The sequence below is a fragment of the Rhizobium sp. 62_C5_N11_2 genome (assembly GCF_051811185.1).
In the GTDB taxonomy this organism is placed as follows: domain Bacteria; phylum Pseudomonadota; class Alphaproteobacteria; order Rhizobiales; family Rhizobiaceae; genus Rhizobium; species Rhizobium leguminosarum.
This window is the reverse complement of sequence record NZ_JBPWPW010000001.1, coordinates 3,743,665-3,760,843: the sequence shown is the minus strand read 5'-3', so window position 1 is coordinate 3,760,843 and position 17,179 is coordinate 3,743,665. Positions and strand designations below refer to the sequence as shown.

19 protein-coding genes are annotated in these 17,179 nt (G+C 61.4%); 8 read left to right on the top strand and 11 right to left on the bottom strand.

From position 1 onward, the window contains the following. Positions 1–23: 23 nt before the first annotated feature. The 4 genes from trhO to AB8B31_RS18595 all read right to left on the bottom strand — a co-directional run bounded on the left by trhO (position 24) and on the right by AB8B31_RS18595 (position 3,015). The gene (trhO, locus tag AB8B31_RS18610; protein ID WP_026188529.1) at positions 24–953 is read right to left on the bottom strand and encodes an oxygen-dependent tRNA uridine(34) hydroxylase TrhO; all 930 of its coding nucleotides are present in this window, start codon (positions 951–953) and stop codon (positions 24–26) included. A 72-nt stretch (positions 954–1,025) separates the two neighbouring features. Further along, positions 1,026–1,502 (bottom strand): VOC family protein, encoded by a 477-nt coding sequence (locus tag AB8B31_RS18605; RefSeq protein WP_166480786.1) that lies wholly within the window; start codon positions 1,500–1,502, stop codon positions 1,026–1,028. 138 nt (positions 1,503–1,640) lie between these two features. Beyond that, positions 1,641–2,549 carry a CHAD domain-containing protein gene (locus tag AB8B31_RS18600; protein ID WP_166480787.1) on the bottom strand — a complete coding sequence of 303 codons (909 nt, stop codon included), beginning with the start codon at positions 2,547–2,549 and terminating at the stop codon, positions 1,641–1,643. Beyond that, entirely contained in the window at positions 2,527–3,015 is a 489-nt protein-coding gene (locus AB8B31_RS18595; protein WP_018243610.1) for a CYTH domain-containing protein, read from the bottom strand. Before AB8B31_RS18595 ends, AB8B31_RS18600 begins: the two co-directional genes overlap by 23 nt. A gap of 154 nt (positions 3,016–3,169) precedes the next feature. Between AB8B31_RS18595 and AB8B31_RS18590 the strand changes: the two genes are divergently transcribed. The 4 genes from AB8B31_RS18590 to AB8B31_RS18575 all read left to right on the top strand — a co-directional run bounded on the left by AB8B31_RS18590 (position 3,170) and on the right by AB8B31_RS18575 (position 5,684). Then, positions 3,170–3,808, top strand: coding sequence for a 2-dehydro-3-deoxy-phosphogluconate aldolase (locus AB8B31_RS18590; RefSeq protein WP_166480788.1), 639 nt, complete (start codon positions 3,170–3,172; stop codon positions 3,806–3,808). Positions 3,809–3,920: 112 nt separating this feature from the next. After that, the gene (locus AB8B31_RS18585) at positions 3,921–4,640 is read left to right on the top strand and encodes a tellurite resistance TerB family protein (protein ID WP_112905199.1); all 720 of its coding nucleotides are present in this window, start codon (positions 3,921–3,923) and stop codon (positions 4,638–4,640) included. Between the two features lie 145 nt (positions 4,641–4,785). Further along, entirely contained in the window at positions 4,786–5,481 is a 696-nt protein-coding gene (locus tag AB8B31_RS18580; RefSeq protein WP_130759031.1) for a GNAT family N-acetyltransferase, read from the top strand. After that, entirely contained in the window at positions 5,478–5,684 is a 207-nt protein-coding gene (locus AB8B31_RS18575) for a hypothetical protein (protein ID WP_130653064.1), read from the top strand. The genes AB8B31_RS18580 and AB8B31_RS18575 overlap by 4 nt, the downstream gene beginning before the upstream one ends. A gap of 59 nt (positions 5,685–5,743) precedes the next feature. Here AB8B31_RS18575 and AB8B31_RS18570 read toward each other — a convergent pair whose 3' ends face one another. The 3 genes from AB8B31_RS18570 to AB8B31_RS18560 form a co-directional block, all read right to left on the bottom strand. Further along, on the bottom strand, positions 5,744–6,820 hold the full coding sequence (locus tag AB8B31_RS18570; protein ID WP_018243605.1) for a nickel/cobalt transporter: 1,077 nt from the start codon (positions 6,818–6,820) through the stop codon (positions 5,744–5,746). Then, a complete protein-coding gene (locus tag AB8B31_RS18565) occupies positions 6,814–7,455 on the bottom strand; it encodes a DUF1007 family protein (RefSeq protein WP_166480789.1) in 642 nt (213 codons plus the stop codon). Before AB8B31_RS18565 ends, AB8B31_RS18570 begins: the two co-directional genes overlap by 7 nt. A 242-nt stretch (positions 7,456–7,697) precedes the next feature. After that, the gene (locus AB8B31_RS18560) at positions 7,698–8,591 is read right to left on the bottom strand and encodes a LysR family transcriptional regulator (RefSeq protein WP_018446032.1); all 894 of its coding nucleotides are present in this window, start codon (positions 8,589–8,591) and stop codon (positions 7,698–7,700) included. A gap of 527 nt (positions 8,592–9,118) precedes the next feature. Here AB8B31_RS18560 and odc2 point away from each other — a divergent pair. From odc2 to AB8B31_RS18540, 4 genes are all read left to right on the top strand, one after another. Continuing rightward, positions 9,119–10,252 (top strand): ornithine/lysine decarboxylase, encoded by a 1,134-nt coding sequence (odc2, locus tag AB8B31_RS18555; protein WP_018517632.1) that lies wholly within the window; start codon positions 9,119–9,121, stop codon positions 10,250–10,252. Between the two features lie 94 nt (positions 10,253–10,346). Beyond that, entirely contained in the window at positions 10,347–10,937 is a 591-nt protein-coding gene (locus AB8B31_RS18550) for a GNAT family N-acetyltransferase (RefSeq protein ID WP_018243601.1), read from the top strand. A 228-nt stretch (positions 10,938–11,165) separates the two neighbouring features. Further along, positions 11,166–12,194 carry a serine hydrolase domain-containing protein gene (locus AB8B31_RS18545; protein WP_047622396.1) on the top strand — a complete coding sequence of 343 codons (1,029 nt, stop codon included), beginning with the start codon at positions 11,166–11,168 and terminating at the stop codon, positions 12,192–12,194. Positions 12,195–12,357: 163 nt separating this feature from the next. Beyond that, entirely contained in the window at positions 12,358–13,515 is a 1,158-nt protein-coding gene (locus tag AB8B31_RS18540) for a GGDEF domain-containing protein (RefSeq protein WP_047622398.1), read from the top strand. A 96-nt stretch (positions 13,516–13,611) separates the two neighbouring features. Here AB8B31_RS18540 and cysE read toward each other — a convergent pair whose 3' ends face one another. The 4 genes from cysE to AB8B31_RS18520 form a co-directional block, all read right to left on the bottom strand. Next, a complete protein-coding gene (gene cysE, locus AB8B31_RS18535) occupies positions 13,612–14,430 on the bottom strand; it encodes a serine O-acetyltransferase (RefSeq protein ID WP_047622399.1) in 819 nt (272 codons plus the stop codon). Positions 14,431–14,526: 96 nt separating this feature from the next. After that, on the bottom strand, positions 14,527–15,024 hold the full coding sequence (locus AB8B31_RS18530) for a GNAT family N-acetyltransferase (RefSeq protein ID WP_047622400.1): 498 nt from the start codon (positions 15,022–15,024) through the stop codon (positions 14,527–14,529). A gap of 15 nt (positions 15,025–15,039) precedes the next feature. Beyond that, positions 15,040–16,029: a WD40 repeat domain-containing protein gene (locus tag AB8B31_RS18525; protein WP_166480790.1), complete on the bottom strand. Its 990-nt coding sequence runs from the start codon at positions 16,027–16,029 to the stop codon at positions 15,040–15,042. Continuing rightward, on the bottom strand, positions 16,029–17,141 hold the full coding sequence (locus tag AB8B31_RS18520) for a CobW family GTP-binding protein (protein ID WP_018243595.1): 1,113 nt from the start codon (positions 17,139–17,141) through the stop codon (positions 16,029–16,031). The genes AB8B31_RS18525 and AB8B31_RS18520 overlap by 1 nt, the downstream gene beginning before the upstream one ends. Positions 17,142–17,179 lie beyond the last annotated feature (38 nt).

Sequence of the window (17,179 nt, the reverse complement as noted above, 5' to 3'; positions counted from 1 at the left end):
GCTGTTCCAACCGGAATCCCGGCTTAGCTGCCGAAATGTCGCTGGCCGCGCTTTTTCGCGAGGGCGATCTGGTGCTGCCGCTGACGGTAACGCAGCCGGTCTTCCTCCGTGCGCTTATGATAGCAGTGGCTGCAGGAAACGCCTTCCTCGTAGAGCGGCGAGGTGATTTCCTCGGCGGTGATCGGGTTGCGGCAGGCGTGGCACAGCCTGTGTTCGCCTTCCTTCAGACCGTGCTCGACGGAGACGCGCTCGTCGAAGACGAAGCAAGCGCCATCCCAGAGGCTTTCCTCTTGCGGCACTTCCTCCAGATATTTCAGGATGCCGCCCTTCAGATGATAGACCTCGTCGAAGCCCTCAGCCTTCATGAAAGCGGTGGCCTTCTCGCAACGTATGCCGCCGGTGCAGTACATGGCGACCTTCGGCTTGTTGTGCAGGCCGGGATTGTTGCGCACCCAATCGGGAAATTCACGGAAGGTCTTGGTCTTCGGGTCGAGCGCGCCGCGAAAAGTGCCGATTGCCGTCTCGTAGTCGTTGCGGGTGTCGATGACGATCGTATCGGGATCGGAGATCAGCGCATTCCAGTCCTTGGCCGCCACATAGGTTCCGACCACTTTGTTGGGGTCGATGTCCTCGACGCCCATGGTGACGATTTCCTTCTTCAGCTTCACCTTCATGCGCAGGAAGGGCATTTTCGAGGCGCGGCTTTCCTTGTGCTCTAGGCCCGAAAATTCCGGCTGGGCGCGCAGGAAGGCGAGCGCGGCTTGAATGCCGGCATCCGGGCCTGCGATCGTGCCGTTAATGCCTTCATGCGCCAGAAGCAGCGTTCCCCTGACGCCATTCTCCTCGCAAAGCGTCTGCAGCGGTGCCTGCAGGCTGGCAAAGCGCGGCACGGAAACGAAATGGTAAAGTGCGGCCACGAGGAACGGGCTGGTGTGTGTCAGGCTGTCGGTCATGGGCCCGGAAATACAGAAAATCAGCGGGCGGCGCAATTGCCTTCGCCGGTGGCGGCCTTGACAGGTAATCGATTATCCCTGCGCCTGCCATTCGGAAAACGGCTGCACGCCGAAGCTCCGGTCGGGGTGGGCGTCGAGAACGCTGATGAACTCGATTGAGTGCCCGTCCGGATCCTTGAAATAGATCGACAGCGCCGGCATCCAGCCGAGAACCACCGGCTCCGTTACCGGTTCACCGGTAAAGCCGAGAGGTTCCACGCCCTTTGCCCTGAGAATGTCAGGCGCCTGCAGCACGCCATCGGCGGTCATGCGGAAGGCGATGTGCAGCCGCATCTTCAGCGGCCCGGTTCCGGTTTCCCAAAGGCCGAGCATACCGGTCTTCCTGTCGTCCACCCAGAGGAAAGTGACTTTGCGCTCCTCGAACGACGCTGCGAGTTCGAGCCCGACGACATCGCGGTAGAATTCCGTGGAGGTCTTGAGATCGGCAACGGTCAGATGTGTTTCGTAGAGCCCGAGTACCTTCGGCATCGCGGCATTTTCGGCGGTCATTTTTTCCTCGCGGATCAGGTCTCTGCTTGTTTGACCACCGCAAGCTAGGACCTCAAGATTGGTTGAGGTCAACAGGGTTCTTTGTGATATTGCAGGAAATGCAGAGCAACGCGCAGGCACTTCCGGTTTCGCTGTCTCTCAACTCCCGGCCAACAGCCAGAGAAGCTCGATGCGCTGGGCTTCCTCGTCGGCATCATCGGCGAAGACGGCTTCGGCTTTGATCAGCGCTTGCCGCCGGTCTTCCTGCTGGCGGAAGATGATGATGTCGAGCAGATGCGTCAGGTCGTCATTGCGAGTGAAGAGCTGCGGTTCTGCCTCTACCAGTTCGGAGAGTACGGTGAGATCATGGATGTGGCCGAGATCCTCGACGAGTTCGCTGGCCGCATCGCGCTTAGCCTTCATCGCGCCCGGCCAGATGTCGCGCAAAAGAGCATGGTAGAGCCGATAGTCGTAGGTGCGTTTGCGCAGATCGTGGAAATCGTCGGCCGATGCCTCGCCGTGACAGGCTGTAAGCGCGGTCTTGGCCTTCCGCGCGATGCGGCGCCAGCTCTTCGCCAGCATGCGTGCATTTTTGCGGTGGCCGCCATCAAAGGAGACGGCGTCTAAGGCGGCGATCGCCTCCTTCAGAACGTCGGAGGTTTCCGCGAGCCGCTGTTCCAGGCCGCTTTCGGCTTCCGCCATCCAATCACGGCGGCCTTCGAGGATGGTGACGATGCGGCCGAGCGCCTCGCTCTCCTCGTTCCCGCGGGCTGCATGCTGCAGATATTGGGCGGTGCCGATGAGGGCGGTAGCGTCGCGGATCGCCGAAAGCGAGTGTGCGGCATCGCGCAGCCTCGCATTTTCTTGGGCTTGGAAATCCGGAATTTCGCGGGCCACGAGGCGGTAGAGCGAGCGTAGTCGCTTCAGGTTCTTGCGGAAGGAATGGATCGCCTCATGCGCGCCGTCCGGGCGCTTCCTGAGGACAGTGATGGCGTGTTCCAGCTGCTTGGTGGCGACGCTACGGAACGCTTCGGTGAAATCGGCGTCAGGCCGAATGCGATAGGCCATGCCTGTCGTGCCCGTATTCTGTGGCAAGGGCCTGGTTGGAATAGCGGAAGTCCCCGGTTACTTCGCGGCCGAGCCAAGCGGGCAGGGCCGGATCGTCGGTTTCCGCCGTCATCTCCACCTCGGCGATCACCAGTCCGCGATGCTCGCCGGTAAAGACGTCGACTTCCCAGACGAAACCCTCATGCGGAACGCGGTAGCGCGTCTTCTCGATGACGACGCCGATCGCGTTCAGCAGCAACTCTTCGGCATCGGCGATTGGGATATCGTATTCGAATTCGTCACGAGTGATGGTGCTGCGGCCGATCTTGATCGTCAATCTCGCCTTCCTGCCGTCGAGGATGCGCACCCGCACGGAACGGTCGTCCATCGAGGCGATGTAACCCTGCCTGAGGACAGACTTCGTCTCGACGGCGGAACGCCATCCATCGCTGCGTACAAGAAACTTCCGCTCGATTTCTTTCGCCATGCCGGTGAACCTTTTGTGACGATTGCGGCACGGTAGCCCACTTTCCAGGCATTTCATACCCTTCTTGTGATGCGGTCCGGTTTTATCTCGACAAGGTTCCGCGGGGGCGTTATTCGGGATGCAAATTCAATCGTTTCAAGGAAGTCGCACGACCATGGGCGAGAAAACAGAGAAGCTCCTTTCCATCCTGAAACTCCAGCCGGTCGTTCCGGTATTGATCGTCGACGATGCGAAGTCAGCGGTGCCGCTCGCCCGCGCGCTCGTCGCGGGCGGGCTGAAGGCGATCGAGATCACCATGCGCACGCCGGCGGCACTCGAAGCCGTGCGCGCCGTCGCTGCCGAGGTCGAGGGCGCCGAAGTCGGCGCCGGGACGATCCTGAATGTCGCCCATTGGGAAGCCGCCGTCGCCGCCGGTTCGAAGTTCATCGTCAGCCCCGGCACGACGCAAGAGCTGCTCGATGCCGCCGCCGATTCCGACGTGCCGCTGCTTCCGGGGGCCGCGACCGCCAGCGAAGTCATGGCGCTGCGGGAAGAAGGCTACCAGGTATTGAAGTTCTTCCCGGCGGAGCAGGCCGGTGGCGCCGCTTATCTCCAGGCGCTGTCCTCGCCGCTTGCAGGCACGTTGTTCTGCCCGACCGGCGGCATTTCGCTGAAGAACGCCCATGATTATCTCTCGCTGCCGAACGTCATCTGCGTCGGCGGCTCCTGGGTGGCGCCGAAGGAACTGGTTGCAGCTGGCGACTGGGCTGGCATTACCAAGCTCGCGGCAGAGGCGGCAGCGCTGAAGGCCTGAGTTTTGGCAGGGGGCGGGCGAACCTCACGGCTCAATCCCGCTCCCCCTATTTGTATTTCAGCCGTCGCAAACCTATGTTCTCCTCCAGTTTCAAACAGGGAGACGACGAGGAATGTTCGACGCAAAGAAGCTTCTGGACCAGTTCTTGGGTTCACAGATGCCGGGTCTTGGCGGTTCCGTCCGCGACAGGGCCGGCGACGCCGTGCAGACGGCAAAGAACAATCCGCTGGCGACTGGCGCCATTGCCGCCGTACTTCTCGGCACCAAGACCGGCCGCGGTATTGCCGGCAATGCACTGGCGATCGGCGGTCTTGCCGCCATTGCCGGTCTCGGCTACCAGGCCTACAAGAATTACCAGGCGGGGCAGGCGCCGGCAGCCCCCTCGGATGCGCCGTCGGCAAACAACCCGGTTCTCCTGCCGCCGCCTGCCGAGTCCGGTTTCGGGCCGGCGTCGCCTGCCGGCAGCAACGAATTCGTGCTGGTGCTGATCCGGGCGATGATCGCCGCCGCCAAGGCCGACGGCCATATCGACGATGCCGAACGCGCCCTCATCATGGACAAGGTCAAGGCCGCGGACGTCAGCGGCGAGGCTGCGGCCTTCATCGAGCAGGAACTCGCTTCGCCGACGGATATCGATGCGCTCGTTGCTGCCGCGACGACGGAAGAACAGCGTGTCGAGCTTTACACCGCCTCGCGGCTCACCATCGACCCGGATTCGCGCGCCGAGCGCGGTTATCTCGATCTGCTTGCCGGCCGCCTCGGACTTGCTGACCAGCTGGTCGACCATATCGAGGCAACGGTGTCCTCCGCCAAGGTGACCTTGTCACAGTGACATCTAAAGCATGTCGCGCAAAAGTGTGCAGCGGTTTTGCGACAACGACATGCGTTGAAATAAGGGCCTAAAGCGCAACGCGCTTTAGGCCGGTTGCCTTTGTCGGGCGGCTGGCCTATCCACTCTTCCGAAAAGGGGAGTGGACATGCGCGATCTTGCAAATTTCAAGGGCTGCCCGGCGCCGAAGCCGGTCACGCTGAAGGGCCATTTCGTCACCGTCGAGCCTTATCGGCGCGCCGAACATCTTGAGGCGCTGTGGGATGGGCTTGGCGGCATGGGCATCAATCCGCTGCTTCTCTATTTCGCGCAGGACGACTTCTCCGGTATCGACGATTTCGCCAGCTGGCTGGAAACCGTCAACACCAAGTCCGGCTGGATCACCCATATCTTCCGCGACAATGCCACCGGCAAGATTGTGGGCATGGCGAATTACATGCGCGCCGACCCGGCAAACGGCGTCGTCGAGATCGGCGGGGTGGCACATGGGCCTGAGATGAAGCGGTCGCCGCTTTCGACCGAGGCGCATTATCTGATGGCCAAGCATGTCTTCGAGGATCTCGGCTACCGCCGCTACGAATGGAAATGCGACAATAAGAATGAGGCGAGCAAGACGACGGCCGCCCGTTACGGCTTCAGCTTCGAAGGCGTCTTCCGCCAGCACATGATCTCCAAGCATCGCAACCGCGACACCGCATGGTTCTCGATGATCGACAGTGAATGGCCGCTGATCAACGATGCCTTCGAAGCCTGGCTTTCGCCTGAGAATTTCGATGCCGAGGGCAACCAGATCCGCCGCCTGCAGGACATCCGCGCCGATCTTGAAAAGGAAAGGCTGGTATGAGCCCGGAAAGCCGCTCGCAGGCGACCGCCGCTGGCATCATCCTGCTTGGCGCCGCCCTCGTCATCTATTTCCTGCCGACCATCGTGCTGTGGATCGGCAATTTCTCGCCGACGCTGGCGATCGTCGTCGGCATCTGCCTGATCATGGCGTTTTTCGCAGTTTTCTGGCTGCGGGCGCGCTACCAGCGCAGCCGGGGGAAATAAGTCTACAGCATTGCGCAATTCCGGACGCAAAACCGCTGCGCAGTTTTGCTGGAATTGCTCTAGCCCTGCAGCGAGGCCCCGAGCAGCAGGGCGCCCATCAGCATGACGAGCACGGCGCCGAGGATTTCGATGGCGTTGCCGATCCAGATCGAGGCGGTCGAGCCGCGTCCGGAGAGGCGGACGGCCGCACTCTTGGCGGTGACGGCAAGTGTGGCAAGCAGGGAAACGGTGATCGCCGTGCCGAGCGACATGGCGGCGACCGAAAGCACGCCGCCGAGATAGAGCCCGTTGAGCAGCGAGAAGGTCATGACCAGCAATGCGCCGGAGCAGGGGCGCAGACCGACGGCCACGATCGCCGACCAGGCCTCGCGGGCGCTGAACCTGTCGCCGGCGAGCAGGGACGGATCAGGCACATGGGCATTGCCGCAGGTCTCACAGACCATGCCGGGAACGAAGGTGTGGCCGGCTTCCACAGCCTGCGCCTTGCCGTTGAAGGCATAGGCCTGGCGTTCGGCGGCATTGTCCTTCCAGTCGAGCATCATGCTGACCGGACCGGCCGGCGTCGCCATCAGCCGGCGGCGCGGCATGTTGCCCACCAGCGACCGCAGTTTGCGGAACAGCAGCCAGCCGCCGAAGAGGATGACCATGACGAAGCTTGAGATCTCCATCGCGTGGGTCGCCGCCGTCAACGTAATGCCGGTGCCGCGCAGCACCAGCCAGGCGCCTCCGACCAGCGCCACCGCCATCACGCCCTGGACGAAGGCCGAAATGAAGGAAATCACCACGCCGCGCTTCAGCTCCACCTCGTTGGCGATCATGTAGGAGGAGATGACCGCCTTGCCGTGGCCCGGGCCGGCGGCATGGAAGACGCCATAGGCGAAAGAGAGGCCGATCAGCGATGCCAGCTGCCAGGGGTCTTGGCGCATCGCCTTCAAGGCACCGGTCAGCGCCCGGTAGAAGGCTTGCTGCTCGTAATTGACGTAGAGAAATAGTGGCGCAAACGGCCCGCCAGTCGGCTGGAAACTCGGCTCCGCCGTGCCGATGCCAAGCGGCGATTGCGCATGAGCGAGGCTTGCAGCCGTTACCAGCGCAAGGGTCGCAGCGGAAAGGATGAGGGGCAGGCGTTTCGTCAGCATGTGACCTCCAGCCGGGTGGCGAAGAGTTTGGACATGTTGGTGCCGGTGGGATCGTTGAAGAAGGCGTCCGTCAGCGACTGTTTGTTTTGCGAGATCACCTCGTCGGCATCCGGCCGCACCACCTGATGTTTGCAGGCCTTGAAGCCGTCTCCGACGATCGCAAGCTCGTTGTCTGTCGGAAAATCGATCGAGGTGTAGAGCGTCGGATCGTAGACGCCGAAAGTGAGCCTGCCCTTCAGCGGCATCTTTTCCACCGGCTTTACCGCGAAGAACATCAGCAGTTGGCCATCCTTGTAGTCGACATGGATGATGTCGGGCTTCTGGACGGTGATGTTTTTCCCGTTGATCGTCAGGTTCATGTAGTAGTCGTAATCAGCAAGCGACTTCTTGACCGTGTTGCCGACGTCGGTCAGCTCGTTCGGCTCCAGCTTCAGGTCGGTGTTCTTGTCGAAATCCATGACCACGGAGGACGAAAAGACCTCGTCGAAGCGCCAGACGTTGCGCAGTTCCTCGACACTGCCGTCCTTGCCGGCCACGACTTCGAGACGCGCCTCCACGAAGATGTGCGGATGAGAAAAGGCGGCGGTCGGCGCCAGCGAAAGAAGCGCGGCGATCAGTATCTTCGAATGTCTCATCTATCTCGCTGCCCTGTTCGCTGCCCCTGACTTCTTGCCAGAAATTGGGACGGAATTGGGACCGGGCTCGGCATCGGTTTCGCGGGGCCGGATGTTGATGCAGGGCGGAATGTCGCATCGCTTCGCAAGGGCACTGCGCTAAAGCATGTCGCGATCTTTCAGATTCGCTTGCCACGCTTTGCATCGTTGGTTCTTCGCATGCCTTTAGCGCAAAACCGCTGCACACTTTTGCGCGACATGCTCTACGGATGCTTCTTGAACCAGTTGTGCAGGTAGTCGACGAAGATCCTTACCTTGGCCGGCAGGTAGCGCCGGTGTGGATAGACGGCATAAATGCCGCGGTCGGTCGGGATGTAATCGTTGAACAGCGTGACCAGTTCGCCGCTCTCGATCGGCTTGCGGGCGATGAAATCCGGGATGAAGGCTATGCCGATGCCGGCGAGTGCTGCGCGTAATGTTGCATGCGGACTGTTGACCTCTATCGGTCCGGATACGGCGACGGCGAATGAGGTGTTGTCGGGATTGTGGAAGCGGATGCTCGCCTGGGTGCGCGCGTTGGTGTCGACGATGAAGGGGACGTTGGAAAGGTCCGTCGGATGCTCGAGGTTGGGATGACGCTCGAGAAACTCGGGGGTGGCGCAGATATGGATGCGGAAATCCGAGATCTTGCGGGCGATCATGCCGGAATCTTCGAGCTTGGTGATGCGGATCGCCACGTCGAAGCTTTCCTCGATCAGATCGACGAACCGGTCATCGGCGGCGATCTCCAGTGAAAGATCCGGGTTCTCCTTGGCGAAATCGATCAGCGACTGGCCGACATCGGCATCAACGAAGGTGCGCGGCACGGAAATGCGTAGCCGTCCTTTGAGCTGTGCATTGTTCTCACGCACGAGATCGGCGAGGTTGTCGATCTCCTTTAAGATATCGGAGGCGGTGCGGTAATAGGTATGGCCGGCTTCGGTCATGGAGAATTGCCGGGTGGTGCGGTTGAGCAGCAGGGCGCCGAGCTCATCTTCCAGTTCGCGCACATATTTGGAGAGCAGCGCCTTTGAGCGGCCGGTGCGTCTTGCCGCGGCGGAGAAGCCTTCGGCCTCGACGACATCGATGAAGGCACGTATGCGGGTCAAGGTATCCATGGCACCCCTCAGGCTGTTTCGGAATGTTGAACAAATTGGCTCGTCTTGTTCAATTATTTTTTTAGCCCGAGATCAAAAAATCGCTTGATTATGAAGGCGAATATTCTTATTTCCCACTCAGCCCAAAGTCGCACGTGCCCATGGGTGTCCGCCGAACCCTCGAATTGGTGAGGAAATCGGTAAGGTACCTGGAATTAACCCCTCCAGTCGCTATTCCGGCCAACCGGAAAATGCGAGGACGCCTGAAGCAACGACGGTGCGGGCCTTTTTGTTCTCTCCCTGCTTTCCATCAGCGGGGGTTACTGAAGAGGCACACCATCATTGCCGGAAGTGCGGTTGGGACTCTCCCTCCAATCCATGGCAGACAAAGCCGAACTTACACCGCACCGCGGCGTTGGTTCACCATCCGCGCATCGAGCGCTTGCTATGGTTCCGGGGTCTCCACCGGCTGGTTCCAATGCGAGCTATCGTATGCCCTTTGTCCTCCGGTTCATGCCGGAGCTCTGGAATTGGAAGAGGGAATCGATATGACCACCCAGCGCATCCGCGACTTTCTCGCAACCCGACGTCCCGATGGTCCCTGCCTCGTGGTTGACCTCGACGTCGTTCGCGACAATTTCCACGCCTTCCGTCACGCTATGCCGGACAGCGCCATCTATTACGCCGTCAAGGCCAACCCGGCTCCGGAAGTGCTGAAGCTGCTCGCAGGCCTCGGCTCCAATTTCGATTGCGCATCCGTTGCCGAAATCGAAATGGCGCTTGAAGCCGGTGCGACCGCCGCCCGTATCTCCTACGGCAACACGATCAAGAAGGAACGTGACGTTGCCCGCGCGCATGCGCTCGGCGTCAGCCTCTTTGCGGTCGACAGCCACGAGGAAGTCGAGAAGATCTCGCGCGCCGCTCCCGGCGCCCGTGTCTTCTGCCGCGTGCTCACCGATGGTGAAGGCGCTGAATGGCCGCTGTCGCGCAAGTTCGGCTGCGTCCCGCAGATGGCTGTCGACGTTCTCGTCTACGCCCATCAGCTTGGCCTGCAGTCCTATGGCGTCTCGTTCCATGTCGGTTCGCAGATGACCAAGGTCGATGCCTGGGATTCGGCACTCGCCGATGCCAAGCGCGTCTTTGTATCGCTTGCCAAGCAGGGCATCCACCTGCAGATGGTCAACATGGGCGGCGGCTTCCCGACCAAGTACCTGCGTGACGTTCCGTCCGCAGAAGCTTACGGCAAGTCGATCTACCAGGCGCTGCGCACGCATTTCGGCAACCAGATCCCGCAGACGATCATCGAGCCGGGCCGCGGCATGGTCGGCAATGCCGGTGTGATCAAGGCGGAAGTCGTGCTGATTTCGAAGAAGTCGGACAATGACGATGCCCGTTGGGTATTCCTCGACATCGGCAAATTCGGCGGTCTCGCCGAGACGATGGACGAAGCCATCCGCTATCCGATCCGCACGGATCACGACGGCGACGAGATGGAGCCCTGCGTCATCGCCGGCCCGACCTGCGATTCGGCCGACGTGCTCTACGAGAAGAACCTCTATCCGCTGCCGATCTCCCTTTCGATCGGCGACGAGGTCCTGATCGAAGGCACCGGCGCCTATACGACGACCTATTCGGCGGTCGCTTTCAACGGTTTCGACCCGCTGAAGGCCTACATCATCTAAGGTCGTTTCCGTCGGCCCCGTAACCAATCGGGGCGGCAACTTCACAATTTTCTTTCATCGCCGCTGATAACGGTATTGGGTACGGGAGGCCAAGATGGCCGCTGTTCTTGATTCTGTCCGCGCATTCTTTGCGCCTACCACTTTCGCCATCGACGCCGAAAATCCCTCGGATGTCGTTGCTCGCGAAAACCTGCTCGACCGCGTCATGGGCCCGGATCGCCGCAAAAAGTCGTCGGAGAAGATCCGCCGCAACCGCGTTCCGGCCGAGGGCCTTGCGCTGGTGGCGCGCGATCGCGACGGCCATGTCATTGGCTCGGTGCGCCTCTGGAACATCGAGGCCGGCGTCAATGACGAAGGCACGCCGATCAATGCGCTGCTGCTTGGACCGCTCGCCGTTGCGCCCCATCACGGCGGCAAGGGCATCGGCTCGGCGCTGATGCGCGCAGCGATCCTCGAAGCGAAGAAGCGCGGGCATGGCGCCGTCCTGCTCGTCGGCGATGCTGCCTATTACGAGCGTTTCGGCTTCTTTGCCGAGAGGGCTCGCCATCTTGTCATGCCGGGTCCGTTCGAACGTTCGCGCTTTCTTGCGCTCGAACTCACGGAAGGCTGGCTTGACGGCGCGGCCGGCATGATCGTCCCTTCGGGACGCATGCTAGCCAGCGCGCCGGTTCGCCGCGCAGCTTGAGCTGTGCCGATCGGCCGGTCGGGGTTGGGAATCTTTCCCTCCTGGCCGGCAATGTCCGCGCCGCTTGACCATGGAGGCAGGCGGGCCTGTCGTGGGTGCGGCGCGGATTGTCTTTTGACGGGTGCGCGGCTGTGGTCAGCTGGGTAAGCGTCGCACGCGAAAACACAATCGCGTGAAAAGTGGCGCCGGCACGCGAACAAATCGCTGCGATATCCTATCTTGCTCCGCATGATCCGCCTTCTCTCCCTTCTGCTTCTTTTCTGCCTGCCGCTTGCCGCAACGAGGCCGGCGGCTGCCCAGAGCACTGCTTCCGGCGTCAGCGGGCTTGGTCCGCGTCTCGACCACGCGGCGAGCGACCCCGCGATGAGGCCTCTCAAGACGGTGATCGTCGCTCGCGACGGACGAGTGCTCGGCGAACGCGGGTTCCATGGTCATTCGCCCTCGGAATCGACCAATATCAAATCCGCTTCGAAATCGATCATCTCGGCGTTGGTCGGTATCGCCATCGATAAAGGCCTGCTGAAGGGGCCGGATCAGAAGATCGCGCCGATCCTGAAGGCCGATCTCCCGGTAACGCCAGACCCGCGCATCAACGACATCACCATCGGCAATCTCCTCTCCATGCAGGCTGGGCTCGATCGCATGTCGGGGCCGAACTATGGCCGCTGGGTCTCTTCGCGCAACTGGGTGCGCTTTGCGCTCTCGCAGCCTTTCATCGATCAACCCGGTGGCGAGATGCTCTATTCCACCGCATCCACCCATCTGCTGTCGGCCATTCTCACCAAGGTCGGGGGGCAGTCGACGCTGGCGCTGGCGCACGAATGGCTGGGTCCTGTCGAAGGCTTCCGCATTGGCGCATGGGAACGCGATCCGCAGGGCATCTATCTCGGCGGCAACCAGATGGCGATGAGCGCCCGGTCGCTGCTTGCCTTCGGCGAACTCTACCGCAACGGCGGCAAGACCGCCGACGGCCGCCAGATCGTCCCTGCCGACTGGATCTCGCAATCGTGGCAGCAGCGCACAAACTCGCGCTTCTCGGGCGATGAATATGGCTATGGCTGGTTCACGCGGCAGATCGGCGGCGAGCAGGTGCATTTCGCCTGGGGTTATGGCGGGCAGATGCTCTATATCGTGCCGTCGCTCGATCTCACCGTCGTCATGACCTCGGAAGAGAGCGGTCCATCTGCCCGAAACGGCTACAGGGACTTGCTGCACGATCTGTTGGCGGACATTATCGGCGCGGTGCGGGCTGCCTGACGACGGTGCCGCGCGTCTCTGCAGACGCGCAAAGGACGCTGTAACGCTTGAATTGCTGCATTATGCCGCAGGAAAACCTCGCGATCGTTAAATTCTTAGCGAAGCGCCCAATCAAACCGCAAAACGCTTCCTGTAAATTCTGCAAGAATTTCGGGAAAGCGCCATGCTGCTGGATCTCAGGACAATCTATTTCATTGTTGCCGTGAGTTGTTTCGTGCTGGGCATCCTCCAGCTTGCTGCCTACGCGACCGGCCGCTTCGAGAGGTGGCCGCTTTGGTGGGGTTTGAGCAACCTTCTTGTCGGCGTCGGGTCCTTCCTCGTCGCGTTGCGCAATCTCGTTCCCTACTCCGTCTCGATCGACGGCGGCAATATCGTCACCATCGCCGGCTACATGCTGATGTTCTTTGCCGTGCGGGTGTTTTCGGGGCGGGCGCTCGACCAACGCACTTTCTGGCTTGCCATCTTGCTCGTCAGCGTTCCTGTCGTCCTCATCGTCAGCGATCCATCGGCAGTCTCGGCGAGGCTCCTCTACGTCTCCGTCATCTGCTGCCTCTGCGATCTTGCCGTCGCAAGGGAGGCAATCAGCATTGTCCGGCGCGAAAAGCTGTATTCGGCAGCCCTGCTTGTCGGCCTCTATATTTGCACTGCGGCGATCTTTGCGGTTCGCAGCATTCTCGCGGCGACCGGTGAGATCGGTGGGCCGGATCCTTTCGGCGGTAGTACAATTCACAGCTGGATGGCGGTATCGGCGGTCGCGTTCATCATGCTTCGCAGCATGGCGATGGTGCTGATGGCTGCCGAGCGCAGCCGAAATCAGCTGACGGAACTCGCTCACCATGATCCGCTGACCGGCGCCCTCAATCGCGGTGGCCTTGCCCAACATCTGCCGGCTCTCGGTTCCCAGCCGGTATCGTTGCTGATCATCGATATCGACCATTTCAAGCAACTGAACGACAGGCATGGCCATGCCGCCGGCGACGACATCCTGCGGCTTTTCGCCAGTGTTTCGAGGGGCATCATGCGCTCCGACGACCTGCTTGCCCGTCAAGGTGGGGATGAGTTCCTGGCGGTGCTGAAAAATGTTTCCCGGGAGGATGCAGTGGCGATTGCCGAGCGCATTCGTCTCGCCTTCGCCGCCGCCGTCATGCAGCGGCCGGATCTGGTAGTCTTTCCGACGCTGAGCATCGGCGTTGCCGCGCGTTCGGAAAGCGGCGGAGATTTTGAACGGCTGGTGCAGAAGGCCGATGAGGCGCTCTATCGTTCGAAGCGCGAAGGCCGCAACCGGGTCGAAGTCTTCGGGGAAAATCAGCAGGCCGCGTAGGAACGGGGCGAATGTTCCTATCTCGGAGCGGCCCTATCTTTTTGCCTTTGCGCAATTCCGGATGCAAAACCGCTGCGCACTTTTGCTGGAATTGCTCTAGATATTCTGGTCCATCGTTTCGGCCGGGATCTCGTCCGCGCGGTGGACGCGCACGAGCGTTGCCGGCACGCCGGCGACGGTGCAATGCTCGGGGACCGGCTTCAGCACGACACTGCCGGCGGCGACTTTGCTGAAGGCGCCGATTTCGATATTGCCGAGGATCTTCGCGCCCGCGCCGATCATCACGCCGTGGCGGATCTTCGGGTGGCGGTCGCCGGTCTCCTTGCCGGTGCCGCCGAGCGTGACGTTCTGCAGGATGGACACTTCATCCTCGATGACAGCCGTTTCGCCGATGACGATGCCCGAACCGTGGTCGAGCATGATGGACGCGCCGATCCGTGCCGCCGGATGGATATCCGGGCCGAAGACCAGCGAAACGAGATTGGCGAGCCAACTGGCGATCTCCGGACGGCCGGAGACCCAGAGCGCATGAGCGATACGATGCGTCTGCAGCGCATGAAAGCCCTTAAGATTGAGAAGCGCGTGCAGAAATGTCGTGCAGGCCGGATCGCGCTCGCGCACGGCGATGAGATCGGCCTCGACCTTCCGCATGATATCGCCATCAAGTGTGGACAGGATGAGATCGAACAGATCACCGGTTTCCACCTGCGCCACGGAGAGCCGCGCGGCCAGCACGCGGGCGATGATCTCATCGTTGCCAGCGGTGTCCGTTACCTGAGCGGCAAGCAGCTGCTGCAATATCGGCTCGCGTGCGGCAAGCTCGGCCGCCTCGGCGCGGATCACGGTCCAGACAGATGCATCGCCCAAAGGCTGCGGCTGTTGTTCGGTCAAACCGAGGCCGGTCGATTTCGACATTCCCGTTTCCTCTGTCAGCCAGGGTGGCGCGCAAAGCGCTTCCGGTGTGGTTCATGTTTCGCCTGGGCCAGGCGTTTGGCAAGCCCCGATTATAGTCTAGCCGTCCGACGGTCGCAGGTCAGGTGTCCGCTCCGGAAGCCTGCGCCAGTGATAGAGCACATCCGGCTCCCGTTCTTCGTTGTCGGCGCCATCGGTCTCCTCTTCGGCGGTAAAGCCGTGCCGTTGGTAGAACGCACGAGCGCCCGCATTGCGCTGGAACGTCCAGAGCCTGATCTCGTCCATCTCTTCCTTGGCGCAGCCAAGAAGCAAGGAGCCAATGCCCATGCCCTGAAAGTCGGGAAGAACGTAAAGCTGCTCTATCCAGTTGTCGCCATAAGCGATGACACCGACGAGCCGGTTGCCCATGGCAGCGCCGAGGATCGAGCAATTCGGCAGCAGATGCATGCGCCAGTACTGCTCCTCTTCCTCGGGTGTATGCACATCCGGCAGCCAGGGCAGCCGCTGGCATAGGGCGACACGTCTGATTTCAGCTGCGGCTTGCATGTGGTCGGCCGTCAGCGCCACGATTTCGGGTTCCGTCAGGGCGTCGTCCATTACCGGCAGCGGGGCTCAGGCCGAAATATCGATGACGCCGCAGTCGCCGGCTTCGGAGCCGAAGGCGAGCAGCTTGCCGTTTTTGCTCCAGCTCATCGCCGTGATCGCGCCCTTGCCAGGTCGGCGCAGCAGCGCTTCCTTGCTGTCGGCGATGCGCACGGCCAAGATCATGCCGTCGATGAAGCCGATGGCGAGGATATCCTCAAGCGGATGGAACTTCACCGCTGTCGCCATGATATTGGCGCGAGTGCCGAGCTCCAGCGGCGCCTTGCCCATCGGACCGTCCTTGCCCTGGAAGGGCCAGACGATTGCCGCAGGCGCACCTGAAGACGCGAGCCACTTGCCCTTGACCGACCAGGAGAGCGATTTCACCTTGGAGGGGTAGCCGGTCATGCGCATGTGGCGGGCTTCGGTGCCGGGCTTGATGTCAAGCTTCCAGCCGTGCAGTGCGTTTTCCTGCATCGAGGTGACGAGGAAATTGCCATCAGGCGAGAAGGTGACGCCGGTATGCGCACCCTTCCATTCAAGATCGACCGGCTTGGCGTTCATGCCGATCCAGTGCAGCGACACGCCGTTGTAGCGCGCCGCCGCGATGCGCAGACCTTTCGGCGCAAAGGCAAGGCCTTCAACCGTGCGCTCCTCGGGGAATTCCTTGGTCGTGCCGTCGGCAAGGCGGACAAGCGAACTCTTGCCGTAGGAATAGGCAACGGCACCCTGCGGGCCGGCTGCGACCTGCGAAATCCACTTGCGAGGCGCGGTCGCGATTTCGCTGACGCTGCCGTCGGCGGCAACGCGCAGCACCTTACCGTCCTCGCCGCCCGAGATCAGGCTCTCGCTGTAGGGATCACGAATGGCGGTGAGCATGCCCTGATGGGCTTCGGAAACCCTGTCGCCGCCATCCAGCCGGTGGAAAGTACCGTTTGCGCTTGCGAAGAAGGGAACATCACCTAAAAATTCGACGGCCAGAACGTGGCCGTCGAGATCAAGCGGTGCAACTGTCGGCATCAGGCGGCTGCCCCGCAGGCCTTGAAGGAGGCTTCGAGCTTCTCGCGGTCGAGTTCGCGGCCGATGAAGACGAGACGGCTCTCGTGCTTTTCGCCTTCCTTCCACGGACGCTGGTGATCACCCTCGATGATCATGTGCACGCCCTGAACGACGTAACGCTCGGGATCGTCCTTGAAGGCGATGATGCCCTTGAGACGCAGAATATTCGGCCCCTGCGTCTGGGTGATCTTCTGGATCCAGGGGAAGAAGCGCTCCGGGTTCATCTCGCCGCCGCGCAGCGACACCGACTGCACCGTCACATCGTGAATCGCTGACATCGCGCCATGTTGATGGGCGCCATGGTGATGATGGTCGTGACCGTGGTCATCATGCTGATGACCGTGATGATCATGGTCATGATGGTGGTGGTCATGATCGCAATCGGGGCCGCAGACATGGTCGTCATGGCCCTGCTCGAGGAAATGCGGATCGTTTTCGAGCGCGCGTTCCAGGTTGAAGGCGCCCTGATCGAGCACGCGGGCGAGATCGACGCCGGAGCGGCTGGTCTTGTAGACGCGGGCAGCCGGGTTGATGGCGCGGACGATATCCTCGATCACATCAAGTTCTTCCGGGGTCACCAGGTCACTCTTGTTGATGATGACGACGTCGGCGAAGGCGATCTGGTCTTCGGCCTCGCGGCTGTCCTTCAGGCGCAGCGGCAGGTGCTTGGCATCGACGAGGGCGACGACGGCATCGAGTTCGGTCTTGGCGCGTACATCGTCATCCATGAAGAAGGTCTGGGCCACCGGCACCGGATCGGCAAGGCCCGTCGTTTCGACGATGATGCCATCGAAGCGGCCGGGACGGCGCATCAGGCCTTCGACGACGCGGATCAGGTCGCCGCGCACCGTGCAGCAGACGCAGCCATTGTTCATCTCATAGATTTCCTCGTCCGACTCGACGATCAGGTCGTTGTCGATGCCGATTTCGCCGAATTCATTGACGATGACCGCATATTTCTTGCCGTGATTTTCGGAGAGAATGCGGTTGAGCAACGTTGTCTTGCCGGCGCCGAGATAACCGGTGAGCACGGTAACGGGAATAGGCTTCAGGGTGGAGATCGCGTCGGTCATGAGAACCTCTAGGATTAGGCGTGCGGCCGAGCGGCTTG